Origin of the sequence: Nonomuraea sp. NPDC026600 (assembly GCF_040638335.1) — a bacterium.
Taxonomy (GTDB): domain Bacteria; phylum Actinomycetota; class Actinomycetes; order Streptosporangiales; family Streptosporangiaceae; genus Nonomuraea.
On sequence record NZ_JBEZYD010000061.1, the window covers coordinates 1 to 23,506 of the forward strand.

Consider the following 23,506-nt stretch of genomic DNA (forward strand, 5'->3'; position numbering starts at 1 on the left):
CGCCACCCACCCGAACCACTCTCGACCGACCAGCGCTGACAGCTCTGCACGTTTACCCGTACTCAGCTCTGCACTCCAAGTAGTACGCCGACAGCAGGGCGTGCAGCAGCCCTTCTCGCAACGTCCTGAAGAACCGTTCGACCGGCCCCTTGGAGTACGTCGTCAACTGCTTTCGATCGAGTCGATCGACCCGGAGTTGTCCGGGTGACCCATCGGTTCCATCCCTGGTTCGGGCGGGAGTTCGTCTTCGTGGAGCGTCGGCTGGCCTGGGATCAGGACCGGGTCACCCTCGCCGATGAGAGAGGGCAGGTGGTCTCGCTGCCAGCGGGGTGGACCGACGTCGATCCGCCCGACCCGTTCGTCGTGGTGGCCGCGGGCCGCTGCCCGTTCCGGGTGCAGGACCTGCTGGCCGTGGCGGATCTGATCGACACGCTCCGGCAGGGCATGTCGGACGGATGACGCCGCTGCTGTCGGCCAGTTAACGCCGGGTAGGCCGAGAAGCTTGGACCGTGAGCGGTGCAGGCGGGCTAACCATAGTGGCTACAACCTGCTACTTCACCTCCGCATGTGTGTCTTCAGGTCTTGACGGCCGCCGATCCCGGCATGAACCTGAGGACACAGCGGGAAGTCGGGAGGTGACACGCCGTGAGGGTGATGATGGCGGCGGACCCCAAGGTAGCGGCCCTGGCGCAGGCCAGATCACTCAATCCGCATCCGGACCGGGTCACCGATCCGGCGTTCCTGGCCTCCCCGTTCTGCGACCCTCGAGATCTGGTGCAGGTCAAGTACGAGATGGTGCGGCGGGTGCGGGTGGACAGCGTGCCCGTCGCCCAGGCGGCCCTCGCATTCGGCTACTGCCGTCAAACCTTCTACGAGATCGCCGCGGTGTTGGATGCCGGGGGACCCAGCGCGCTGGTGGCGGGCAAATCCGGCCCGAAGGGGCCGCGAAAACTGACCGACGCGGTCATGGACCATATCGACGGCTGGCGGGCGGCCGAGCCGGGCTTGTCCGCCCGTGACCTGGCTGCCGAGGTGACCGCCGAGCTCGGCTTCACCGTCCATCCCCGCTCGATCGAGCGGGCGCTGGCCCGGCGCCGGGAACGGCCCAGCGGACCAGAGCAGGACGAGGAGCCGAAAACCCGAGCCTGACCAGGCAGATCACCGGTCGGCTGGGCAGGCGGCCGGCCTCGTCGCATACGAGCGGTTCCGTGAGATGACCACTCCTGGTGGCCGCCGGCCCGGGCTGGGCGTGCTGCTGGCCAAGGGCATGGTCGCGTTCTTGCGGGTGGCCGCGGCACTGGTCGGCCCGGTGAGGTCGCCGGCATCGCCCACCCCGCCGCGACCGGGCCCCTCTGCAGAGGGGATGGACGCCGAGGTCATCCGGGTGTGGTCGTGCATGGTGCTGGCCCACGCGCGAGCACCGTGATCAGGAGCGTTCACCAGGAACGTTGACGATGACAGGAGGGCGGGAAGTGGACGAGCGGGTGTTCGGGACGGCGGTCAAGGTCACCGCCACGCACCTGGCGCGGGACGCGTACTTGTATGTGCGCCAATCCAGCCTCAAGCAGGTGCTCAACAACACCGAGTCGGCGGTGCGGCAGTACGGGCTCACCGAACGGGCGCTTGCACTGGGCTGGCCGGGTGACCGGATCCACATCATCGACACCGACCAGGGCCAGTCCGGTGCCAGCGCCGCCGACCGGGAGGGCTTCCAACGCCTGGTCGCCGAGGTCGGCATGGGCCGGGCCGGGATCGTGCTGGGGCTGGAGGTCTCCCGGCTGGCGCGTAACAACACCGACTGGCATCGGCTGCTGGAGATCTGCGCGATGTCCGGCACGCTGATCTTGGACGAGGACGGGCTCTACGACCCGTGCGATTTCAACGACCGCCTGCTGCTCGGGCTGAAGGGGACCATGTCGGAAGCGGAATTACACCTGCTCAAGGCCAGGTTGCGGGGCGGGCAGCTGTCCAAGGCCCGCCGCGGCGAGCTGATCATGCCGTTGCCGGTCGGGCTGGTCTACGACCCGGCCGGCAGGGTCGTCCTGGACCCCGACCTGGCCGTCCAGCAGGCGATCCGCACCGTGTTCACGCTGTTCGACGCGGTCGGCTCGGCCACCGCTGTGGTCAAGGCGTTCCACCGCGATGGGCTGCGGCTGCCGCGCCGGCTGTGCTCGGGCCCGGACAAGGGCACGGTCGTCTGGGTGGCGGCCGCGCACTCGCGCGTGCTGCAGATGCTGCACAACCCGCGCTATGCCGGCGCCTTTGTCTATGGCCGCCACCAGCACAAACTCACCGGCAAAGGCAAGCTGGGGCCGGTGTTGCAACCCCGGCAGGGCTGGATCGCGCTGTTCCCCGACGCCCATCCGGGATACCTCACCTTCGAACAATACGAGACCAACCAGGCCAAACTCGCCGCCAACGCCACCGGCCACGGACAGGAGCGGCGCGCGGGCCCGCCCCGCGAAGGCCCGGCCCTGTTGCAGGGCATGGTGGTCTGCGCCATCTGCGGGCGCCGCATGACGGTGCGCTACCACCAGCGCAAAGCCGCCCTGGAACCGGAGTACGTCTGCCAGGCCATGGGCATCCAGTACGGCAGCCCGCTCTGCCAGCGCATCCCCGGCGCCGCCATCGACCGGGCGGTCGGCCACCTGCTGGTCGACGAGCTAACCCCGCACGCGGTGACCGCAGCCTTGGCGGTCGCCGATGAGCTGACCGCCCGGGCCGAGCAGGCCGACCGGCTGCGCGCAGCCGCCGTTACCCGCGCCGAGTACCAGGTCGATCTGGCCCGTCGCCGCTACCTGGCGGTCGACCCCGACAACCGGCTGGTGGCCTCCAGCCTGGAGGCCGACTGGAACGCCGCCCTGCGCGACCTGGCCCAGGCCCGCGAGGCCTACCAGAACGCCACCACCGCCGAACGCGGGTTCCTGGATGAGGCCCAGCGGGCCCGGATCACCGCCCTGGCCGGGGACTTCCCAGCCCTATGGAACGACTCGCGGACCCCGATGCGTGAACGCAAACGCCTGGTCAGGCTGCTGGTCACCGACGTCACCTTAATCCGCGACCAGCAGATCACCGCCCACGTCCGGCTCCGCGGCGGCCAGGAACGCACCTTGACCCTGCCGATCCCGCTGGCCTCCTGGCAACTGCGCCAGACCCCGCCCGACCTGGTCTCCGAGATCGACACTCTGCTCGACGAGCACACCGACGGCCAGATCGCCGCCCTGCTGACGGTCCGCGGCCATCTCAGCGGCAGCGGCCATCCGCTCCACGCGAAGATCATCCGGAACATCCGGCGCGCCTATAACCTGCGCAGTCACCCCCAGCGCTTGATCGATCAGGGCTTGCTGCCCCTCAACGAGATCGCCCGCCGCCTGAACATCCATCCCAAGACCGTCAACAAGTGGCGCGATGCCGGGCTCCTGACCGGCCAGCTGGCCAACGACAAAGGCGAGTACCTCTACCAGCTACCCGGCCCCGACCTCGTCCGCCCCCGGATCGGACGACCACCCAGCCCGCGACCAGCACGCACGATAACAACCACCGGATCAACCCGAGGAGGCGCAGTATGAAGCCAACGGTTTATCCCGGCCCGTCCGGAGCCGAACCGGCTGGATCGAGATGCCCATCCGGGCACACACGCTGCGCAGATGCTCCGAGACGTAAATCTTCCCGTGATCGATCACCACGGTCTCGGGAACCAGCGCCGGCCCACCGGCTCTGGCCATCGGGCCATCGATCACGCGTGGGTCGATCAGCACCGACCGGGGGATGCCGTGCTCGGGCCAGACCGCCTCACGCGGCCAATGCGCTGCCACCGGCAGCGGCCGGTAGGACTGGAACAACACCGAACTGGCGTCCACCGCCTTCGTAGACACCGGCGTCAGCCGGATCCCCATGATGCAGCGGGTGTACCAGTCCATCGCGACACTCAACTCGCAGTTGATCCACCGCAGCGTCAGCGGATCCAGGCCGAATACGTCCAGCCGGGTGGTGTCCATCAGCAGGTACTCACCCGGGCGAGTCGGGCGCAGCCGCCCGAACACCCCACGCGGCCGCCCGGCAATGTCCCGGTTGCGCTTCGTACTCAACCGAAACGTCGGGTGCTGCCGCTCAAGCTCCTCCAGCGCCTCGTAGGCCTTGGATTTGCCGGGGATATCCACCGCCTCCTCGCCGAAGCGCACCGCCACGCGCGCCCGGGTGCGGTCGATCACCTCGTTGCGCTGCGGTTTGGACTGGTCGGTGTACTCGACCATCACCTCCAACGCCGTCTCGACCCACCGCGGGTCACACCGGTCGAGCACCGTCGTCCCACGGGCACGGGGTGCGAGGCCAGCTGCGCCACGGTCCTCAACCGCGGCTACCCACCGCTTGATGGTGCGCACGGAAACACCCAGCTCCAACGCCTTGGCCTCGTATCTCACCATCTTGGGCAAGCCAGGGTCGTACTCAGGCCTCGGCTCACCGGGCGCCGCCAGTTCAGCATTTCCCGACCGGTAGCCGCACCGCACCTCCCGAACATGCCCCATCAGGTCCGCTATGCGCTCTTGTTCAGCACGGTCGAGCCGCGACAGCACCACTGAGGCGACATCTTCGAGATCCTCAGCGGAGACTCCGGGCTCCTCGGGTATGACCGCGGCCCGGTCGGAGAACAACAACTCCTTGACGGCGACACGCAGCAGCCGCTCCCTACCGTCCTTGAGCACCACCTCGTTGCCTGCGGCAGTCGCTGCGAACTCAACGACCTCGACGGCTTCCCCGTCGTAGACGAGCCGACTCCCCACACCGAGCCGCACCGTGCCGCGGTTCACGCCAGTCGCCGTAGAACGCTTCTGGCACACAGCCGAGCACTCAGATCGACCTTGAACCGTCCGATCCAAAGCAGGTGGAGAACGGTCGCCCTGACCAGCCTCGGATCGGAGCTCGACACTGCGGCGAAGGCCTCCCTCAGCGTCGCCCCGTCCGACACGCTCGACTCCAACGCGGCCACGAGAGCGGGTGAGAACAACCATGGCCTGCGATACCCGGCGAGGAACCGGATGTTCTCGATCTCGACCGGATCCGGCTCACTCCACACCTCAAAGGTCCAGCCACGCGACTCGATCACCTGCCTGCTCCACGCGAAGGTGAAGGCGACCTCCGGCCGTGCCAGCCGTCGCACCGGTTTCACATCCACCACCAGCGGACCGGACTCGGTCATCAGCAGGAAGTCTGGGATGTGCCGACGCTCAGCACCTTCCACCTGGGCTGTCATCAGAAACGGCTGTGCCACGATCCGGGAGACCGACCGGTCGAAGTCGGCGAGCAGAAGGCGCGCCAGCTCAAGGCGGGACTCGTAGATCACATGTGAGCCCTCGGTGGCGGACCAGAACGCACCCGAATAGTGCCTCTGGCCATGGTGCCAGCGGAACGTGCGCCACGGCTTGGCCGCGAGCATCTCCTCCACGGGCGCATCGCCGAACCGGCACGTCACCGCCACGGTCCCATTCGGCGACTTCGCGTGAATCTCGGCCGAAGCTACGACATCGGCATCCGACACGGGCACCTCGACTCCCCCACGGAGGTCTCTGGTAGATGCCCTCACCATGACGCTCGAATGGCCCAACCGTCACGACAATGCCAGGAACATCACTCGAAAGTGCGACCATGTAGACCTGCGAGTCCGCGAACAGTGTCCCAAGGGCCACTCAGGGGACATCGAAACGCGGAAAGGGACATCAAAACGCGGACCCTACACGATTGCGGCTTCCTCGTACGGAGTACGTGCCTCGACGGGCGGCAGCAGGTCGCGCAGTCCTTGATGGTCCGCGGGGTTAATCCACAGGGTTGTCGTCAGGACCGTCGCGGCGTTGTCGAAGTCGCCCAGTCGCCACCACGCGAACGCGAGGCCCTGGCGGGCGCGCAGGAAGGGGCGGTTCTCGATCGGTGACCAGGGCAGGACGTCCGTGAAGCGGTCTGGAAGGCTCAACTCGCCCACGGCGACCCCGGTCTGGTAGTAGCCCAACGCCTCGCTGAGAGCGGCGGAGCGTCGGCTCCTGGCCGCGGCGGAGCTTCCGGTGACGGCCTGCGCGCGCTCAAGCGCTTCGTTGCCGGAGTGCGCCCAGGCGTCGATGTCCCGGTAGTTCGCGTTGCGGATCTGCTGCAGAGCCATCCGGTAGGCGGCCTCGTCGCCGGTATGGCCGCGCTCGTCCAAGGCCCGATCCAGCGGGACGCTGCTGTCCGCTCCGACGTACGGCTCCGGCATCCGCCAGGTCTCGCGCACGCCAGCTGCCTTCACACGCTTCCACCAGGTCCACCGCTTCGCTGCCCGGACGAGGGCGGCGTCATACTCGGCTGGGTCCAGGTCCCAGCCGTTGGTCAGCGGGTCGTAGCTGTCGTCGGGCGACCGCCGGGCGGGCATGTCACCGGCGCTGCTGACACGGATGACGATCCCGCGCGTCTCCGCCGAGGCGTAGTGTGCCGTCATCTCGTGCAGCCACACATACCGCGACGCCGGATCGGCCTCAGCGGGAGACCCGACAGGGATGACCCGGGTCATGTCCTCGGTGATCCGGCCCACGACGTCTTCGGCCTGCGCGTCGTGCAGGGGATAGGAGAACCGCTTCTGGATGCGTGCTCCCACCACGTGCATGAACAGTGCGTCGTGGTCAAGCCCTGTGCGCTGGGCCAGCATGGCGATCAGCTGGTCATCCGCTGTGATCATGAAGCCGCTCTCCTTTCGGCGCAGCCGCTGCTGGTAGCGAGCCTACGGCCATACTCGGCACGGCCGACCCCGAACTCCCGATGAAGCCGTGGGTTTTGGCCGTATCCCTGCTGCCCAGCTTGAGCTGAGCCCTAGGATGGGCGTCGGCAAGCCGCGCACGCCCCCGGGCCGTCGGTAAGGTCCCACGCCTTCACCGACACCGCTTCCCGGTTTCAAGGGCTTTCGAGTCCCGCGCAGATTGATGCTGCCTGGACTCGGACCTGACGATCCGGCGGTCGGCGTGGGGGGCCGCCGGGGACCTGAGCCGATCATGCCCAAGAACCAGCCCACCGCTGCGCAGCGCGCCCGCCGGCTGCAAGCCGCGAAGGGCGGCCGCTACACCGACATCTTGCACGGGCTCGCCACCTCGGCCGACGAGAGCGAGAGATGGCGCGCAGACGATTGGCTGCAGACGGTCCTGGCCCACCTGCAGGAGTTGGGCTGGCCCGGCTCTCCGCTCGATCTGGAATTCGGCCAGTACCATGCCTATCCCGGCCCGGTGCAGCTGCAGGTCGCCCGCGACGTCGACGACGTCGACGCCCAGGCGGACGACGCCGATCCCGACGATCCCCGTTGGGCGCAGGCGCCGTTGTGGCTGGGGGTGCTCGCGCCGCACGAGGCCACCGTCGACGACCTGGAGACAGGAGCCCGTGCCGGCGCCGAGACGCCGCAACAGATCGCCGCCCGCGTGGACGCCGAACTCGCCCAGGCGCGCCTGCGGCTCGTTCAGGCTGCGGAGCCGGATTCGACGACGTCGTGCCCCATCTGCGGCGACCGCTATGCCGTACGCCACCTGCTGGCCACCAGCGCCGAGGGGGATGCGGTCTGCCCTGCATGCGTGTGGGACGCCGATCAGCGGTGGAAGGCCGACCTGCCGTATCTGGCAGTGCGGATCGACCGGCTGCTGCGAGAGGACCTGTCCGCACCGGCCGGCTGGGCCGCGGTCGCCGCGCTTCTCGCCCTGACATGCGGGGCGAACCTGGGCCGTCGGCTGGAGCGCGAATTGCAGCGGCGCGGCGGCTTCCCACTGGTCATGGAATGGTGGAATCAGCCGCTGGAGCGGTCCTGGATTTGGCTGCCGCCACGCGAGAGGCGGCACCCGGCCTTCGCGCGCCTAGGCGCCGGGGCGAGCCTGGCCGCGATCATCGAAGCGCTGGAGCGACACGACCCCACCTTGCGCACGCAGGCTCAGCGGCTGTGCCGGGACGCGGAGGTGCGCTGGCGTCCCGCCCTGTTGCCTGCAGCCGTCGCCTACGCGGTGGCTTTCACCGCCCAAGCCGCTGAACGGGACCGGCACCGTAAACCCGTTCACGTCGTGGACTCCACCAGCGACGGCCTGTCCCAGCTCCGCTCGCCGTTCGCGGTCGCCGGCGACGCGAGCAACGTCGAAGCCGGGCTCGAAGTCCTCCTCGAATACTTGCTGTTCCCGCTGCTGCTGGGCCACGGCCTGCGCGACACGCCGCCCGAGCCGCGCCGCGTCTACAGCGCCGAGCCCGAGGACGACCGCCCGGCGCGGTCTCGGTCGGACGCGCGCGTAACGCACGAGGTCAACCGGGCCAGCCAAGTCGCCGTTGTGCTCGGCCAGATCCCGGGCGTCCCGAACGCGCAGGTGATCTGGGATGGCAGCGCCTGTCCAGTTCACGATGACGCGCCTTTGGGCGCGACCAGCCCGGTCAATAGCGACATCGACGAGGCGCGCCAGGCGGCGCGCATCCAGGTCGCTGGACAGATGTACGACGACGCCGGGCCGAGCGCGATGATCGCCGATGAGGCCTGGGCTCGAGCCGGATTGTGGATCCCAGCGGATGACGGGGCCCACGCAATTCGCCAGGCGCGCGACTTCCTCGCAGACCGGCCGCACGTCGACGTGCTGTGGGGCGGGCACGACGGCGCTCTTTCCGAGCCGATGTGGATCGGCGTGCAGGTCATCGAGGTCAACGAACGCGGTACCGGCATCGGAGACGTTCCGGGGCTGCACGTGCTCCGTGGTGAGTCTCTGTTCGGCATGCGGCTGTCTGACATCGCGCTGGTTCGCCGCGCCGAACCCGCCCCGATCAACGCCGGATCCGCGCTCGCGGACAACGAAGACGGCACCCGGTACGACACCGCGTACGTGATCGACCCAACCGCCGAGCAGGCGTGGCGGCTGGTCGGCCACAAAATCCACCAGCTCGCCCACGATCACCCTCGGTCGTGGCGGGCCCTGGACCACCTGGCCTCCAAATGCCGCGAACGCTTGTGGACATTGCCCACCGAACATGGCCAGGACGTCACCGTTCAGCTGTGGCTGCGGCTGACCGACACCGAGGTCGACTGCGACGACCCATCCTGCCAGGCCCGCACCATGTACCTGACCGGCGACGGCACAGGCGATGGCGGGCAGGTGGCCTCCGGACCCCTGCCGGAGTTCGCTCGCACCAGAGGACTGGCCTACTTCACGTTCACTACCCACCCGCACGGCGACGCGTGGGCGGCGTCGAAGGACCCTCAGACCTGCACCTGGATGTACACCGCCCTCGCCCTGTACGGCGGATTCATGCGCGTCAACTGGATGGACTTCGCCGCTCCCGACGCGGTCACCTCCGGCTACGCCGCCTGGAAGGTGCGCGACTTCCAGGAGACCGAGATCCGCCGCGTCGTGATCACCAGCGGACCGGACGGCATCAGCCAGACCGAAACCGGTGCTCCCGACTACGCCTGGCCGTCACTGCCGCCAGAGGTAGCCGCCGAGCTCGAGCAGAGGTCACCAGCACGACAGGCCCGCTAGCCCCTGCCCGCGCGCGGTCGAAACGATCGGCCGGGCACCGCCCGCGCACCATGCCCGTCACCGTCTGAGGAAGCATAAGAGGTGTCGTATGGCGCCCGACCGCCGCGAGGAGCCGCAGGCGCTCACCCTGCCGTCCCCGCCCCTGGTGGGGCGCCCCGGGCACGCGGCGGGCGTACCGGCGCGCCCACTGCCGCGCCGGCGAAGCGGTCGTTGTCGTGCTCGGCGGCGGTGAATCGTGGCGGCTGCGGCGGCGGATTCCTCGACTGACCGTGTGACGCCAACCGCGGAGCCTCGACCTGTGCGCATCGTGATCCGGTGCCGCTGCCGACCGGAAGCGTTCGACGGGTCCGGTCAACCGATCCGGCCCGGTGCGCTGACCGCTCGCGCAATGCGGTGCCCCCGACAAGACGCTCGGCCACGGCGAGCGGGTACCAGGCGGCACCCCTCACCTCGGACTCCTGGATGCGTCCCACGTCCGCATGCGCTGTCACGAAGGAGTACCCGATGTCGAGGTAATCGTGATCCGGCTCGTCCCCCGAAGCCCTCACCGGCATCGACCGCCATCACGCCCAGCTCGTGGCCGACGCGGTCCTTCCGCGCCACTGACCCCAGCGCCGCCGACTACTGTCACACCCGGATCCGAGTAGCCGAGTAGGGCCGCGAGTCTGCTGGACAGCCGTTTTCCAGCCTCCGCCGCATGCACAGGCGTCCACCGGTAGTCATGGATTTCGCTGATGTCTGGCCGCAGGGTCGGGGCAGCGTCGACGTGAACGGCGAAGGCGAAGTCCAGATGCCAATGTGCAGGCTCGCCTCGGCTGGGCCGAGCGGGGACGTCCCCTAGTATCACCTCGACCGGGCCAGCCGAGGCCGGGGAGGTATCGGTGCGGCGAATACCAGTCTCCTCACACAGTTCCCTCAGACCAGCGTCGAGCAGGGACTCGTCGCAAGGGTCCAGATGACCTCCAGGCGGCAACCACAGCTCGAGGAACCGGTGATGGACCTCCAGCATTAGCCCGCTTGAGTTGATGGCCGCCACACTGCACGTGACATGACCTTGAAGGCGGGAACGAGGGGTGATGTCCGCGCCATCGAGGATCGCGCGGACAGCGGCCTCAAGGTCGTGCAGCTCATCAGGATGGGCAGCAAGATAGGCCAGGAGCGTTTCCTGCACTTCCTGCATCGCAACCGCCACGGCAGGCCCCTTCTCTAGAACACCAGTAGATGGACCAGGCGTCGATCCAACCAGGTAAGTGCCAGGGCAGCACCGCGGAACACGCCTGTCTACTCCTCATCGCCAACTGAGCCTGCTAAAGCGGCCCTCGGCGACACCACGTCATGATCGTTTGCTAGTTCAGAGAAGCGCACTGCCGCGTCGATCAGCGTGCTATCAGTCGGCTCGCTGCGCTCGCCCGCCGCCGCGCCCAAGCCGCGCTCCTGGCCGACCTCGTCAGCGAAACGCCCGGCCTGCGCCGTATCGTCCCGGCCGACGGCGACGAAGCCAACGGCTACAGCGCCGTCTAGCAAATCACGTTGCCCGAACCCCGGGCATTCGCCGCCCACCTGCACCAAGCTGGGGTGCCGAACAGCGTCGGCACCTTCGGGCTACGCGCCGCCTCGGCTCACCCGGCCTGCCTTGAGATGAACCCGGCCGCGTGTCCCACCGCCGAGCATGCCGTCGACCGCCTGCTGGCTGTGCCGCTGCTGTCCATCGACACCGAACAGGACCTGCGCGCACGCGCCGAGATCATCCAGCGAGAGGCGACCACATGGGAACCACCGGGCAGCCACCCCACGCATCCTCACCCGCCGGCGACCTCCTCAACGACCCCGATGTGTCCCGGCACACCTACGTCGTGATCGACTTCGAGGCACTCACCCCGGCCGGCCGACCCGCCGTCCCGGTCGAAGTGGCCGCGCTGGCGCTCACCGTCAAGAACGGCGACCTGACGGAGCTCTGGCGATTCGAGGCGCTGATGGCACCGCCACCCGACGTACCCGTCACCCTCTTCGACACCCGCCAGACCGGACTAACCCCCCACCTGCTGGCCGGCGCCGACCAGCCCGACGAGGTCATGGCCCGGCTGGACGCGCTCTTGGACACGCCACCGTATCGGCTCGTCGCTCAGCATGCGCCCACCGAAGCAGGGCTGATCGCCCACCAGCGAACCCACTGCCCCGTCCTGGCCGCAACCCCGCTGCTGGATACCGTGCGGCTGGCACGCGCCCTCTATCCAGAGCTGAGCTCGCACAACCTCGACGCACTGCTGCGGTTCCTGCACATCCCGCGGCCGATCAACCGGCATCGGGCGATGCCCGATGTAGAAGCGACCGCGCAGCTGTTTCGCCGTCTTTTGGCCGACGGTCAGGAAACCGGATGGCGAACTCTGCACTGTCTGGAGGCCACCGCCGGTCTCCCGCCCAAGAAGCTGCCCACGCCGGCAGGAGACCAGGAGGAACTGTTTTGACCTCTCCTGCCCGCCACCAGCGGGCCAGCCCCACCCGCAGCGCCATGCTCACGCCGGCAGTGACACCTGTCGGGGAGCGATCAGCTCCATCAGCTGCTTGGCCTGCAGGCGGGAATCCTCGGCAATGCCGGGCTCCTCGACCAGCTCCACCGCGATGAGCCACCGCACCTGGTGGGCCGGCTTCCACACAGGGTCCCCAAGGGCCCAGGCGAAGAACACGTGGTCGACGTGGACATGCCGCTCTGGCGTGTGGTTTGTCCGCCCCGGCCCTCATCTCGACAATCCACCACAGCGCCGCGACGGCCTTGTGCGGGAATCCGGCAGGCAGCGCCAGCGCCGGCCCTGGAAGCTGGTGCGCAGCGTACCCGGTCTCCTCCACGATCACCCGCACGGCCGCCTCGGCTGGATGCTCGTTGACCTCCAGAGCTGGCAGAGCTTCCCCCTGGCGCGGATGATGTACCTGAGCGACCTCCCAGATAGGCCCCTCGGTCCGCCGACAGGGTGCCTGTGCGGAACTGGTGAGGCTGGCGTCGCATTGATGCTGATGGTGCGGTTGTTCTCCGGAGGACTCGTGATGCTGTCTGTCATAGATCAACCACGCTTGGTCGTCCGCGCCTTGGTCGAAGGAGTCTCCCCCCACGATGCCCTGGAGGCCAGAGATCGTCAGTGGATGCTGGACTGGGTGGACTCCGGCGCGCCATTGTTCCGCCTGGCCAAGCCAGCGACGCCTCCGCAACATCTCGCGGTGTACGCCGCCCTCGTGGACGAGCAGCGCGAATCGGTCATGCTTGTCCACCACGTCAAGGCGAAGGCGTGGCTACTTCCTGGCGGGCACGCCGATCCTGGAGAAAACCCGTGCCGGACGGTGCTGCGTGAAGCCGATGAAGAGCTCGGCATCTCGCCGCGCTTCCACCCCGTGTGCGATTCCGCTCCGTTCTTCCTCACCGTGACGCAGACCCGCGGTGCGGATTCGCACACCGACGTGACGCTCTTTGTCGCGGCATAGGCCGTGTCTATTTAGTTGAGTGTCCAGGTCAGCGATGCAAGCGAGTACGCACAGTACCTGCCATGAAGATCGCGCCTGTGTCCTGATTCCGCTCCGCATCGTGTGATGCAGATCACGCGACTGGCAAGTGCTGAGGCACCGCTGTTGATCATGCTCGAGATGAGTCCGTGCGGCTTCATGCGAGAGTCTTCGAGTCGATCTGCGCGGTGAGTTTGTCCAGAAAGCGGTGGAAGCCAGGGTCGAAGCTGCCACCCGTGAAGGCGTCTGGGTCGTCGAGGGAGAACCAGCGAACGTCGCTGAATTCGCGGGGATCGGGCGTGATCGGTTCGTTGCGATCAGCTGAGAAGATGAACCAGAAGGTCGCGTCTTGATGTGTGAACGGCGGGGTGGTCCAGGTGACAGTGAGGAAGAAGGGGTCGTCGCCAAAGTCCGGGTGAAACGGCGGAGCGATCTGGAGCTCCTCCTGCAGTTCACGAACGACCGTTGCTCGGGGATCTTCGCCATCGTCGACGTGGCCGCCCGGCATTAGCCAGGCCTTGGCGAGGATGTGAGCGACAAGCATGATCGAGCGGCTGGCCTCGTCGAGCAGCACTGCGTACACGGCAAGGTGTTGAGGCGGCGTTATCGGTTTCCTCAGGCGAAAGAGCTGTGCCCCTGAATCCACCCAATTGAGTATCCATGCTTGGTGCTCGGCCTCTTGTTCATCGTGGGGGACCACATTTGCGACCAGGCCGCGGACCACGCCGCGAGGATCTTGTTCCAGCAGCGGCATCGCCGACCCCAAGAAGTCCCGTGAGGATGGACCGGACAACAGTCCTTCGAACGTTCTCAGCTTGCCATGTCGATCAACGTTTGGGGCGGAGACATGTGAGGCTTGGAAAACCGCCACTGCCTCGGGTCAGATGGTCGTCACTCTGGGTTGGTTAGCCGCACGGTGTAGCCGTGTTCTTCGAGCCAGTACGCGGCGCTCTCGCGGTCGGAGGCTCCGTCGAACGGCTCGAAGCTGAACTTCATGAGGGCTTCGATGGACGGCTCAAGCTCGCCCCGGTCGACAGGCGGGGGTTCGGGGAGCCAGCGCGGCTGGCATGGGATCTGGCCGTGTTCGGTCCGGCCGGGGAGCTGCTGTTCGGCGTAGGGGTAGCGGTACACCCAATGTCGGCGGCGGCTGGCGGCCAGGACGTTGACGGCGCTGTCCGGGTGGAGCGGCACGAGGTCACAGGCCACAGCGATGTCCTGGGTCTCCCAGGCCACCACGATCTCGTCGGCTGCCGCCGCGGCGGCGAACGTCGACATTTCCGCGATGCCGCCGCGGGCGTCTTCGCCGACGTAGACGCCCCGGAGTCGCACGTAGCCGAGTAGCTGCCCGTCCTTCAGGGCGAACAGCGTCGGCGGGATGACGGTACCCGTCTGTCGCATCAGCTCGGTGTGGGTGTCCTTCGCGATTCCGACGAGCGCGTTCCAGGTCTTACCGTCCAAGAGCTGATCCTCGTATGCGGTATGTGTGAATCCGACCGACAGGCCACCGTATCCCGATGGCCTGCGGCGTCGCACCCGTCGGGCTGGCCGAGCTGGACCATGGCCAGGTTGGGTTCCATTCACCGTGTATGCGGCCGGTTGAGTCGGCAGGACGGGCCGAGGCATTGGTGCCCGAGCCAAGTCGAGGCCGTGTCTGTACCGTGTGGGTATCGTGCCTGATCGGATGGATGCCTGGGGTGTGCTGATGCTGGAGGAAGCCGAGGAGATCGGTCGCCGTGCCAAGCGTGCTCGGCTTCGGCTGGGGAAGACGCAGGCTGATCTTGCTGCTGAGATGGGCCGGACGCAGGGCTGGGTCTCCAAGATGGAACGCGGCTTGATCGAGTTGGATCGGGTCGGGCTCCTGAACAAGCTCGCGGCCGAGCTGCACATCCATCCGAACGACCTGATCGGCCGCCCGTACTCCAGTTCGGTGGCGGAGAACCAGTGGCAGACCGCGGCATCGGCGATCGTGCGGGAGCTGCGGCGGTTCGACCTGGTTCCGGTCTTCGACGGGACACCCCGACGCTCCCGAGTGCTCTGGGGCGAGATGACTCGGCTTCACCGGCTGCGGGACGCGGCGGCCAACGTCGCGATCCTTCGTTCCCTCCCGGACATGTTGCGCGAGGCGAGGGCTCTGGCGGAGGTCTCGGCTGGCCGTGAGCGGGAGGAGGCATTCGCGCTCTACGGGGTGATGTGCAAGTTCGCCCACACCGCCGCTCATTCGCTCGGCCATCCGGAGCTGGCGGCGATGGCGTGCGAGCGGGCGGCGTGGGCCGGGCGGCTGTCGGCCGACCCGGTGCTGGCGGCGGTGGCGGACTGGATGCGCGCCTGGGACATGTGGGCCACCGCGGACTGGGACGACTCCCTGGCGGTCCTGGACAAGGCACTCCTCGGTCTGGAGCGGTACTATGACCAAGGGGATCCGCTCGCCGTACGGGCCTGGGGCTCCCTGCACCTGCGGGCGGCGGTCTCAGCGGCTCGCGCCGGCAAGCCGGACGCCTCGAATGACCGGATCGCCCACGCCAAGATGGCTGGCGACCGAATGGACGAGGAGACCGGCCCGCTGGTCTATGACCGGCACTCCCTTACCTTCTCCAGCGGGAACGTCGCGATCCACGCGGTGTCGGTGGCACTTGAGGTCGGTGACCAGCGGCGTGCCCTGGACCTGAACGCGCGCATGGACCCGAGCGTCGTGACCGTTCTGCCGAACTCCCGGCAGGGCTACCACCATCTCGACCTGGCACGGGCCTGGCTGTGGGACGGAAACCGGGACAAGTCGCTGGCCGAGCTGGAGCGGGCGGAACAGCTGGCTCCTCAGCTCGTCCGTAACCATCCGATCGCACGCTCGACGCTCAGGTCGATCGTCTACGCCGAACGGGCGAGCACGCGAGAACGGCTGCGAAGCATGTCCGACCGGTTCCACCTGGACGGATGACCGTGATATTCCTCTGAGTCATATTCGGGGATCGGTAAAAATCTACCGTCCTGGGCATGACCGCCACGCGCGGCAAGTCGACAGCGGCGAGCGCAACGCCACGCTCCTGGCCCCGGCTGGGGGATCTGGCCCTGGACACCGCCCACGGCGACCGCGTCGGCGTGATCATCGGGGTGCCCGGTGAAGACGGCTCGGACTGGCTGACCTACCACCTTCATCCTTGCGACGGCGGCCCTGAATGGTCAGCCGCCGCTGACGCCTCGACCCTACGGCCGGTCCCCTCGCCCGTCACCCATGCCACGAGTGGCGAAGGCATGGTCCACCACCGGCCCGGCCGGCACTGGGCGTGGCCGATCCGGCTTCATCATGAGGACGGCAGCGTCGAGGACTGCTCGCTCGTCGTCACCGAAACCCAGGCCCGTCATCTGGCAACCCAGATCCGCGACCACCTTCCGCCGCTGCCCGGGCCGGCCGAGTACCTGACCGACGGACCCGGTTCGGACGCCCTGCCTCCACTGACGGATCTGCTGGCCGAGATCCGGGGGCTGGACGCCGGACCACTTGGCTCGCACGCCGCTTGGGGTGCCACCGCGCCCGCCGCGTTCTTCACCTGGCTGGCCTCGACTCTGCCGATCACCTCGGCGGCGTCCCTGGTCATCACGCACATGCTGCCCGGCCAGATGGACTTCCTGAACGCGCTCGGCCACGCCACCAAGATCGCTGCGGTGTTGCCGAAGCCGAAGTCGGCCAACGACTTCGTCGTGGAACAGACCGCCTCACGGTTTCGGTGCGACGAGCTCGAGCGGGCCCGGTTCGCCGATCCGGACTGGCTGACCGGCTACGTCCGGGATCGAGCCGCGGGCGGCCGGGTGGTGCTGACCGACATCGGCGGCTACTTCGCCCCAGCCTTGGCAGAGCTGTGCGCTCGCCTTCCTGGCCAGATCGCGGGGGTCGTCGAGGACACCGAGAACGGCCACCGCCGCTACGAGGCGCTGCCGGAACTGCCGTGTCCGGTGTACAGCGTGGCCCGCAGCCCGCTGAAGGAGCCGGAGGACCGGCTGGTCGGTGAGGCGATCGTCTTCTCGGTGGAAACGCTGCTGCGTCACCTCGGCGATGTCCTCCAAGGCCGACAGGCGTGCGTTCTGGGCTACGGGAAGATCGGCGCAGGGATCGCCGCGGCTCTGCACTCCCGGCATGTGCGGGTCCTCGTCTTGGACATCGACCCGGTCCGCCAGGCTCAAGCGCTGTCGGTCGGGTACGGGTCGGCCGAGCTCGCCGAGGCGCTGTCCTCGTGCGATCTGGTGTTCTCCGCGACCGGCAGTCGCGCGCTGGCTATCAAGCATCTCCCGTTGCTGAGGGAAGGGGCGTTCCTGGCGGGGGCGACGTCCCGAGACGACGAGTTCGACCTGAGTGCCCTGAGTGCTCCTGACAGCGGTTACGTCCGCGCCGAGCTGATCCCCGGTGTCTCCCGGATCCGGTCGGATGAGGGCCGTTCGTTCTTCCTGCTCGGCAACGGCAACGCCGTCAACTTCCTGCACACCTCGGCGATGGGGTCGGCGATCCACCTCGTCAAAGCCGAGATGACCGTCGCGGCCGCGCTGCTGGCCGAAGAACAGCACGCACCCGGCTTCTACGAGGTGTCCCCGCCGTATCGCGCGTCCATCGCCGCCGCCTGGGTCGATGCGTTCGGCTCACGTTCTGGGAGGTATCTGTGACCAGCTTCGATCTCGCCGGTGCCAGAGTGCTGGTCACCGGCGCCGCCGGCTTCGTCGGCTCACACCTGTGCGAACGGCTCATCGCCGCCGGTGCCGCAGTCGTCGGCGTCGACAACCTGTCCACCGGCCGGATGGACAATCTCCGCGGACTCGCCGACCACGGCTCGTTCGACTTCGAGCACCGCGACGTGACGATGCCGTTCCGGTTCCCCGGCCGGCTCGACGCGATCCTGCACCTGGCGTCGCCCGCCGCACCCGGCGACTACCTTGCCCAGCCGCTGGCGACGCTGCGCGCGGGGTCGGTGGGCACGCTGAACATGGCCGAGACCGCCCGCGTGAAGGACGCGACGCTGCTGCTGGCCTCCACCTCCGAGGTGTACGGCGACCCGCTCGAACACCCCCAGACCGAGTCCTACCTGGGCAACGTCAATCCGATCGGGCCGCGCAGCGTCTACGACGAGGCCAAACGGTTCGCCGAGGCGGTCACCGCCCAGGCCGGTCGGGACGGTGTGAAGACCGCGATCGCCCGGATCTTCAACACCTACGGGCCGCGCATGTCCGAGCGCGACAGCCGCGTGGTGCCGACGTTCATCCGGCAAGCCTGCCTGGGCCTGCCGCTCACGGTCGCCGGAGACGGCTCCCAGACACGGTCCCTGTGCTTCGTCGATGACACCGTCGACGGTCTGGTCCGGCTGCTCACCTCCGGGCACACCGCGCCGGTCAACATCGGCGGAACCACCGAGGTCACGGTGCTGGACCTCGCCCACCTGATCCGCCGGGCGTGCGGATCGTCCTCGCCGGTCATCTTCGTCGACCTCCCGCAGGACGATCCACATCGCCGCCGACCCGACATCACGACCGCCAGGACGATTCTCGGCTGGACGCCGAAGACCGGTCTTCCCGAAGGACTGGCCCGCACGATCGCCTGCCAGCGCGACCGCACCCCGGCCCAGGCGGTGGCCCTGTGAGCCCGTCCCACCCCCCGATCGTGTGCTGCGTCGACGACGGCTACGTCCGGCCGCTGTCGGTGCTGATGGAGTCGCTCGCCGCCATCGGCCAGCACGCCGGTCTGCGGCTCGTGGTGGTCCACGCAGGGCTTACGCGGGCCAGCCGGGACCAGCTGGCCCGGCATGCTGATCGGCTTGACCTCGACCTGCTGACGCACCAGGTCAGGGCCGCTTCGGAGGGGCCGGTGTCGGGGTGGGTGTCGGACGCGGTCTACCTGCGGTTGGAGATCGGCGACGCCCTCGCCGACCGGTACGACCGGATCCTGTACCTGGACGCCGACACGCTCGTCCTGGACGATCTTCGGCCGCTGCTGCTGACCCCGTTGGAGGGCGCCGCCGTGGCGGCGGTCCGCGACCCGCAGAACCCGGTGATTGGAGCGGGGATCGCGCTGCCCGGCTGGGCGGACCTCGACCTGCCGTTCGGCCGCGACTACTTCAACTCCGGCGTCATGCTCCTGGACCTTCCGGCCTGCGCCGAGCAGGACCTGTTCACCGAGGCCCGCCATTTCCTCGCCGATCACCCCGACCAGGTCGTCCTTTGGGACCAGGACGCGCTCAACGTGGCCGCCGCCGACCGGTGGAAGCGCCTTGACCGCCGCTGGAACACCTTCGCGCTCTCGCCGCTCGCCGCAGCCCCGGACTACCGGCACATCGACGCCGAACCGTACTCGCCGCTGGGGATGCTCCTGGCCGACGAGCCCGGAGCATCCATCCTGCACTTCGCTGGACCGGCGAAACCCTGGAAGGACGACTACCCCGACAGCGCCCTCAAATCCGTCTACCAGCGCTTCCTGCGCGCCGTGGAGAAGGCGGAATCCGATGGCTGCTGGTGATCTCGCACGAGCGGCCGCGTGGACGGCCTCCTGTCTCCTGGCCGCCCGGCACCTGGCCGGAACCTGGCAGCTCGCCCGGACTCTCGTCTGGCTCCGGGAGGGGCACGAACACCGCGATCAGGGGTCCGAGCGATCACCGCAGGACATTCACGTGATCGTCCCAGTCCTGCGTGAGCAGGCGCACATCGCCGCGGCGCTGACCTGGTGGGAACCCCACCTGGCGGCGTTCCCCGGCATGTCGTTGACGTTCGTGACCACCGCCCGCGAGGAACGGGAACGCGAGAGTCTCGCGGTGGAGATCTCCTCGTGCGACAGGCTCAGCGCGGCGGACTTCCCGCAGATCCCCGCCGAGGTTGTGGCCGAGCTCGACCGTGTGCGACCAGGAGAGGGCAAACGGGTACCGGTCGAGGCCGCCCTCCGCATCCTCAGCGAGACGCCGCTGACCCAGCAGGTCGTGGACGCTCTCCTGGCTACCGGGGATCACCCCCAGGTCCGACATGTGACCTATCTCGGCGCGGGCCGCAAGGCCGCCCAGGTCAACTACGCGGCGCGAGGGCTTCCCGACGGCGGCTACGTCGCGATCTACGACATCGACTCCCGGCCGGATCGCGCCGCCCTGACCGCGATCCGATCCGTCCTGAGCGCGGGGCGGCCACCGATCGTCCAGCAGCATGCCCTGCACTCCCTACCCCTGAGCGCGAGTGATGGCGGCGCGGGCGGGTCTTCGCTCCAGCGGAGGCTGGTCAGCGGAACGGCATTGTTGCAAACCGTGTGGACGGTGCGCCGCGAGATCCCCTACGCCCGCCGCCACCAGCGTTTCACCTGCCGTTCAGGGATTGTCGCGGGACTACGGGCGGGCCTGTCCCAGCCCGTCGGGCACGGGCTGTTCCTGCGGCACGACGTCCTGGCCGACCTCGACGGGCTGCCTGAGACCGCCGTCCTCGACGACGTCCCGACCGGCGTGCCGCTCGCCCTGCTCCGCATTCCCACGCTCAGCGTGCCCCACCTGACCGAGGTGCCCGCCGCGCGCACCGTTGCCGAAGCGATCGCCCAGGGCCGCCGCTGGTTCTGCTCCTACCTCGACTACCCGCGGATGCTGCGCGCCGCCGCCCACGACGGCCAGGGGACTCCCGCACGCCGGCGGCTGATCGGCACGATCGCCCTGTACCGGGGGGCGTCCTGGCTGGCAGCGAGCCCGGTCACGGCCCTCGCCATCGGCGCCGCGGTTGCACCGCGCTCCGGGCGAGGCCTGCGGACCACGGCGATCACGGGTCTGGTCCTCGCGGCCATCGCTCCGGTCGTCATGACCGCCACCATCCGGGGCCGGCCACTACATCCGACCGTCGTTGCCCGGGACTCGACCGATCTACTCCTCGCCTACCTGACACGGAGCATTGGACCCTGGCTGGCCGTCGCCGACGCTCTGCGCGGACAGCACCCTACCGTCGCCGACGCGCCGTCACCCAAGACCCACCACCGCGGAGACACCACATGATCATCGGTTTGGAGGGGGTGTCGTGCACGGGCAAAACCACCCTCGCCCGAGCGCTGGCCGAACGGCTCGGGGCCAGCACCGTCATCCCCTGCTACTACCACGCCGCCCCCGACCCCTCGATCATCCCGGACCCGGCCGTGACCAGCGAAGCCGACCAGCTCCATTCCCTCGCCGTCCACCTGGACATCGAGGAACTGCGCTGGGAGCGGGCCCACACCGCACTCCGCCGGGGACACGGGGTCGTTCTCGACCGCACGGTCGACACCCTGCTGGCGCATCTGCGGGCGGTCGGCGTCATGGCCGGATTGGACGCGAACCACGAGGCCCGCACGATGGTCGAGGATCACATCGCCAGCCAACGGGCTGTGGTGCCCTCCGTGACGCTGCTTCTGCGCGCTGATGACGCGACGGTCGCCGGGCGGGCTCGCTCCCGCGTCGGGATGCCGCCGATCTACTACGACCCCGCCTTCACCACTGGATTCCTCACCCACTTCGTCAACCCGATCACCCCGCGGGTCGTGCCCGTGGACGCCTCCCTTCCCGCCGAGCAGGTCCTGGACGTCGTCTGCCGGCTCCTCACGCCCTACCTGGACGGCCCCTCATGAACGTGATCATCCTGGGCTGCGGTCTGATCAGCGGCCGGTGGATCCGCGCCCTGACCGCCGACCCTCGCGTCACCGTCGCCGGGCTCGTCGACAGCAACCCGGACGCGGCGGACGCCGTGCTGCGGCGGTGCGGCCTGGACGACATTCCCGCCTTCCCCGACCTGGCCGCGGCGTACAAGGCCACGCCCGACGCGCGGATCGTCGTCAATCTGCTGCCGCCAGACGTCCACGCCGCCGCCAGCCGGCAAGCCCTGGGCTGGGGGATGCACGTGTTCACCGAGAAACCGCTGGCGGTCACCTTGCAGGAAGCCGAAGCGCTGGTACGGGAAGCGCGCTCCTGCGGCCTGGTCCTCGCGGTGATGAGCAACCGCGGCCACGACACCCGGTTCCTGACCTTCCGGGACCTGCTGCACGCCACCAGCGACGGACCGTACGCGGTCAACGCCGAGGTGTTCGTCCGGCTGCCGCACCCGGGATTCCGCTCGCGGCTCGATCTGCCCGCCGTCGCTGACCTCGCCGTCCACGCCTTCGACCAGATCGGCCAGCTGATCCGTGCCGATCCGCTCACCGTGACCTGCGTGGAGACGCCGCTGCCCGCCCTCGGCAGCCACCGATCGGTCGCCTGCGCGACGATCCAGTTCGCCGACGGGTCGGTGTTCACCTTCCGGGGCGGCTACTGCGGAACCGGGCAACGGACCAGTGCCGACGGGTACTGGCGCATCGACACTCCTGACGGCGGACTGCGGTGGGACGGCGCCAATACCGCCGTCGTCATCCGCGACACCCACCCCGACGAGCCGGACGTCATCCCGCTTCCCGCCTCCGACGGGCACGCACCCCGGATCACCGCGATGGTCGACGCGGTCCACGGCGGCCCCAAGCTCCCCGATGGGCTCGACTCGATCGCGCTGCTGGACGCGGCCCTTCACGCGGCCCGCACCGGCTCGGTCACCTCTGTAGGGCAGGTTCAGCGGTGACGGCCGAGCGCGGAGCGGTCGCCGCGCAACTCACGCACCGGCTCACCAGCGCCGGAATCCCGCTGGACCAGACCGGCCTCACCCCGCTCAGCCAGGGCGCCGACAACCTGGTCTTCGCCGCCCGCACGATCGACGGCCGAGCGCTGGTTGTCAAGACGCCGCTACGTCAGCCCGCCCGCTACGGAACGGCAGCGTGGGCCGGACGTGCCCTGGCCCGCGAACAGATCCCGGCCCCGCAGGTGCTGTGGTGCGACGAGGCTGCCTGCGTCGAGACGCTCTGCCCCGGCGTTCCGCTCACCGGCTCCGCCGACCGGCTCGACACCTCCGGGGACACGCCCCACCCCTTGGTGATCCGTGCGGTCGAAGGCGCAGGCGCCCTGCTGCGCCGCGCGCACGACATCGCGGTCCGGGGCTTCGGCAAGCTCAACGCGCTGGGCGTAGGGCAGGCCGGCTCGCTCGCCGAGTCTCTTCTTCACGGAGTCGGCCGAGCCTCGCGATCGGAGGAGACCAGCGGCCTCGCCTCGGCCGCGCGGCGTCTGCTGGCTGACAACCTGTGGCGGCTGCGTGACCGGGGCCCTCGTCTGCTGCTCGGTGACTGCGCGGCCCGACACATTTTCGCCGACCCCGCCACCGGGACAGTGACCGGATTCATTGACCTCGAAAGCGCGCGTGGCGGAGATCCCCACGCCGATGTCGCCGGTTTCAGCGTCCGAGAGCATCCCCAGGTCGCCCAGGCACTCCTGGACGGCTACTTCCCCGACGGGCCCAGCGTCGACCAGTCGTGGGCGTTGACGCTGCACCGGGCCAGGATCAGCAGCTTCCTGCTGCAGTTCCACACCCACCGCGACGAACACGACGTCGCCCAGCGGATCGCCGACATCCTGTCCGCCGACCTCAAAGCGATCACGACCGAGACCCCGACCCCCCTCCCCGACGCCTTCACCTGA

Annotated in this window: 25 protein-coding genes; 18 read left to right on the forward strand and 7 right to left on the reverse strand. The window is 68.8% G+C overall.

From position 1 onward, the window contains the following. From AB0F17_RS62145 to AB0F17_RS62165, 5 genes are all read left to right on the forward strand, one after another. A partial coding sequence (locus AB0F17_RS62145) for a hypothetical protein (RefSeq protein WP_358045653.1) occupies positions 1–208 on the forward strand: 208 nt, incomplete at its 5' end. Then, complete coding sequence (locus AB0F17_RS62150) at positions 205–459, forward strand: DUF5372 family protein (RefSeq protein WP_358045656.1); 255 nt, start codon at positions 205–207, stop codon at positions 457–459. The genes AB0F17_RS62145 and AB0F17_RS62150, both read left to right, overlap by 4 nt. Before the next feature lie 186 nt (positions 460–645). Then, positions 646–1,149, forward strand: coding sequence for a helix-turn-helix domain containing protein (locus tag AB0F17_RS62155; protein ID WP_358045658.1), 504 nt, complete (start codon positions 646–648; stop codon positions 1,147–1,149). 64 nt (positions 1,150–1,213) lie between these two features. Next, a complete protein-coding gene (locus AB0F17_RS62160) occupies positions 1,214–1,426 on the forward strand; it encodes a hypothetical protein (protein WP_358045661.1) in 213 nt (70 codons plus the stop codon). 28 nt (positions 1,427–1,454) lie between these two features. Next, the gene (locus AB0F17_RS62165) at positions 1,455–3,569 is read left to right on the forward strand and encodes a recombinase family protein (protein WP_358045664.1); all 2,115 of its coding nucleotides are present in this window, start codon (positions 1,455–1,457) and stop codon (positions 3,567–3,569) included. Here the strand turns inward: AB0F17_RS62165 and AB0F17_RS62170 are convergent. The 3 genes from AB0F17_RS62170 to AB0F17_RS62180 form a co-directional block, all read right to left on the reverse strand. Next, entirely contained in the window at positions 3,546–4,808 is a 1,263-nt protein-coding gene (locus AB0F17_RS62170) for a hypothetical protein (RefSeq protein ID WP_358045667.1), read from the reverse strand. The genes AB0F17_RS62165 and AB0F17_RS62170 overlap by 24 nt on opposite strands. Continuing rightward, positions 4,805–5,542 carry a TnsA-like heteromeric transposase endonuclease subunit gene (locus tag AB0F17_RS62175; RefSeq protein ID WP_358045670.1) on the reverse strand — a complete coding sequence of 246 codons (738 nt, stop codon included), beginning with the start codon at positions 5,540–5,542 and terminating at the stop codon, positions 4,805–4,807. Before AB0F17_RS62175 ends, AB0F17_RS62170 begins: the two co-directional genes overlap by 4 nt. A 186-nt stretch (positions 5,543–5,728) precedes the next feature. Beyond that, positions 5,729–6,700 (reverse strand): hypothetical protein, encoded by a 972-nt coding sequence (locus AB0F17_RS62180; protein WP_358045673.1) that lies wholly within the window; start codon positions 6,698–6,700, stop codon positions 5,729–5,731. A gap of 310 nt (positions 6,701–7,010) precedes the next feature. Between AB0F17_RS62180 and AB0F17_RS62185 the strand changes: the two genes are divergently transcribed. After that, positions 7,011–9,506, forward strand: coding sequence for a hypothetical protein (locus tag AB0F17_RS62185; protein ID WP_358045676.1), 2,496 nt, complete (start codon positions 7,011–7,013; stop codon positions 9,504–9,506). A 544-nt stretch (positions 9,507–10,050) separates the two neighbouring features. On the opposite strand, the gene AB0F17_RS62190 is transcribed toward AB0F17_RS62185, so the two are convergent. Next, complete coding sequence (locus AB0F17_RS62190; RefSeq protein ID WP_358045827.1) at positions 10,051–10,542, reverse strand: NUDIX domain-containing protein; 492 nt, start codon at positions 10,540–10,542, stop codon at positions 10,051–10,053. Positions 10,543–10,554: 12 nt separating this feature from the next. On the opposite strand from AB0F17_RS62190, the gene AB0F17_RS62195 reads away from it, so the two are divergent. The 3 genes from AB0F17_RS62195 to AB0F17_RS62205 all read left to right on the forward strand — a co-directional run bounded on the left by AB0F17_RS62195 (position 10,555) and on the right by AB0F17_RS62205 (position 11,971). Next, positions 10,555–10,716: a hypothetical protein gene (locus AB0F17_RS62195; RefSeq protein ID WP_358045830.1), complete on the forward strand. Its 162-nt coding sequence runs from the start codon at positions 10,555–10,557 to the stop codon at positions 10,714–10,716. Between the two features lie 320 nt (positions 10,717–11,036). After that, positions 11,037–11,363: a hypothetical protein gene (locus AB0F17_RS62200; protein ID WP_358045679.1), complete on the forward strand. Its 327-nt coding sequence runs from the start codon at positions 11,037–11,039 to the stop codon at positions 11,361–11,363. Further along, positions 11,339–11,971 carry a 3'-5' exonuclease gene (locus AB0F17_RS62205; RefSeq protein ID WP_358045682.1) on the forward strand — a complete coding sequence of 211 codons (633 nt, stop codon included), beginning with the start codon at positions 11,339–11,341 and terminating at the stop codon, positions 11,969–11,971. Before AB0F17_RS62200 ends, AB0F17_RS62205 begins: the two co-directional genes overlap by 25 nt. A 48-nt stretch (positions 11,972–12,019) precedes the next feature. Here AB0F17_RS62205 and AB0F17_RS62210 read toward each other — a convergent pair whose 3' ends face one another. Then, a complete protein-coding gene (locus AB0F17_RS62210; protein WP_358045685.1) occupies positions 12,020–12,160 on the reverse strand; it encodes a hypothetical protein in 141 nt (46 codons plus the stop codon). Positions 12,161–12,377: 217 nt separating this feature from the next. Between AB0F17_RS62210 and AB0F17_RS62215 the strand changes: the two genes are divergently transcribed. Next, the gene (locus AB0F17_RS62215; RefSeq protein ID WP_358045687.1) at positions 12,378–12,977 is read left to right on the forward strand and encodes an NUDIX domain-containing protein; all 600 of its coding nucleotides are present in this window, start codon (positions 12,378–12,380) and stop codon (positions 12,975–12,977) included. Between the two features lie 175 nt (positions 12,978–13,152). On the opposite strand, the gene AB0F17_RS62220 is transcribed toward AB0F17_RS62215, so the two are convergent. Further along, positions 13,153–13,749 (reverse strand): NUDIX hydrolase, encoded by a 597-nt coding sequence (locus AB0F17_RS62220; protein WP_358045690.1) that lies wholly within the window; start codon positions 13,747–13,749, stop codon positions 13,153–13,155. Positions 13,750–13,886: 137 nt separating this feature from the next. After that, on the reverse strand, positions 13,887–14,453 hold the full coding sequence (locus tag AB0F17_RS62225) for a hypothetical protein (protein ID WP_358045693.1): 567 nt from the start codon (positions 14,451–14,453) through the stop codon (positions 13,887–13,889). 223 nt (positions 14,454–14,676) lie between these two features. Between AB0F17_RS62225 and AB0F17_RS62230 the strand changes: the two genes are divergently transcribed. Genes AB0F17_RS62230 through AB0F17_RS62265 form a run of 8 tightly spaced genes read left to right on the forward strand, consistent with a single transcriptional unit; the run spans position 14,677 to position 23,506 of the window. After that, on the forward strand, positions 14,677–15,927 hold the full coding sequence (locus AB0F17_RS62230) for a helix-turn-helix transcriptional regulator (RefSeq protein ID WP_358045696.1): 1,251 nt from the start codon (positions 14,677–14,679) through the stop codon (positions 15,925–15,927). Between the two features lie 56 nt (positions 15,928–15,983). Next, positions 15,984–17,642: an adenosylhomocysteinase gene (locus AB0F17_RS62235; RefSeq protein WP_358045699.1), complete on the forward strand. Its 1,659-nt coding sequence runs from the start codon at positions 15,984–15,986 to the stop codon at positions 17,640–17,642. Next, entirely contained in the window at positions 17,639–18,610 is a 972-nt protein-coding gene (locus AB0F17_RS62240; protein ID WP_358045701.1) for an NAD-dependent epimerase/dehydratase family protein, read from the forward strand. Before AB0F17_RS62235 ends, AB0F17_RS62240 begins: the two co-directional genes overlap by 4 nt. Further along, complete coding sequence (locus AB0F17_RS62245) at positions 18,607–19,482, forward strand: glycosyltransferase family 8 protein (RefSeq protein WP_358045704.1); 876 nt, start codon at positions 18,607–18,609, stop codon at positions 19,480–19,482. Before AB0F17_RS62240 ends, AB0F17_RS62245 begins: the two co-directional genes overlap by 4 nt. Then, entirely contained in the window at positions 19,469–20,977 is a 1,509-nt protein-coding gene (locus AB0F17_RS62250; RefSeq protein ID WP_358045707.1) for a hypothetical protein, read from the forward strand. The genes AB0F17_RS62245 and AB0F17_RS62250 overlap by 14 nt, the downstream gene beginning before the upstream one ends. Next, on the forward strand, positions 20,974–21,582 hold the full coding sequence (locus AB0F17_RS62255) for a hypothetical protein (protein WP_358045710.1): 609 nt from the start codon (positions 20,974–20,976) through the stop codon (positions 21,580–21,582). Before AB0F17_RS62250 ends, AB0F17_RS62255 begins: the two co-directional genes overlap by 4 nt. Next, the gene (locus AB0F17_RS62260) at positions 21,579–22,559 is read left to right on the forward strand and encodes a Gfo/Idh/MocA family oxidoreductase (RefSeq protein WP_358045713.1); all 981 of its coding nucleotides are present in this window, start codon (positions 21,579–21,581) and stop codon (positions 22,557–22,559) included. Before AB0F17_RS62255 ends, AB0F17_RS62260 begins: the two co-directional genes overlap by 4 nt. Further along, the gene (locus AB0F17_RS62265) at positions 22,556–23,506 is read left to right on the forward strand and encodes an aminoglycoside phosphotransferase family protein (protein ID WP_358045716.1); all 951 of its coding nucleotides are present in this window, start codon (positions 22,556–22,558) and stop codon (positions 23,504–23,506) included. Before AB0F17_RS62260 ends, AB0F17_RS62265 begins: the two co-directional genes overlap by 4 nt.

Excerpts from the sequence above, each read along its gene's own strand:
- AB0F17_RS62215 (WP_358045687.1), top strand. The coding sequence starts at position 12,378 with ATGCTCGTTGACCTCCAGAGCTGGCAGAGCTTCCCCCTGGCGCGGATG.
- AB0F17_RS62185 (WP_358045676.1), top strand. The coding sequence starts at position 7,011 with ATGCCCAAGAACCAGCCCACCGCTGCGCAGCGCGCCCGCCGGCTGCAA.
- AB0F17_RS62180 (WP_358045673.1), bottom strand. The coding sequence starts at position 6,700 with ATGATCACAGCGGATGACCAGCTGATCGCCATGCTGGCCCAGCGCACA.
- AB0F17_RS62220 (WP_358045690.1), bottom strand. The coding sequence starts at position 13,749 with ATGCCGCTGCTGGAACAAGATCCTCGCGGCGTGGTCCGCGGCCTGGTC.
- AB0F17_RS62255 (WP_358045710.1), top strand. The coding sequence starts at position 20,974 with ATGATCATCGGTTTGGAGGGGGTGTCGTGCACGGGCAAAACCACCCTC.
- AB0F17_RS62260 (WP_358045713.1), top strand. The coding sequence starts at position 21,579 with ATGAACGTGATCATCCTGGGCTGCGGTCTGATCAGCGGCCGGTGGATC.
- AB0F17_RS62235 (WP_358045699.1), top strand. The coding sequence starts at position 15,984 with ATGACCGCCACGCGCGGCAAGTCGACAGCGGCGAGCGCAACGCCACGC.
- AB0F17_RS62230 (WP_358045696.1), top strand. The coding sequence starts at position 14,677 with ATGGATGCCTGGGGTGTGCTGATGCTGGAGGAAGCCGAGGAGATCGGT.
- AB0F17_RS62165 (WP_358045664.1), top strand. The coding sequence starts at position 1,455 with ATGACAGGAGGGCGGGAAGTGGACGAGCGGGTGTTCGGGACGGCGGTC.
- AB0F17_RS62195 (WP_358045830.1), top strand. The coding sequence starts at position 10,555 with ATGACCTTGAAGGCGGGAACGAGGGGTGATGTCCGCGCCATCGAGGAT.
- AB0F17_RS62250 (WP_358045707.1), top strand. The coding sequence starts at position 19,469 with ATGGCTGCTGGTGATCTCGCACGAGCGGCCGCGTGGACGGCCTCCTGT.
- AB0F17_RS62160 (WP_358045661.1), top strand. The coding sequence starts at position 1,214 with ATGACCACTCCTGGTGGCCGCCGGCCCGGGCTGGGCGTGCTGCTGGCC.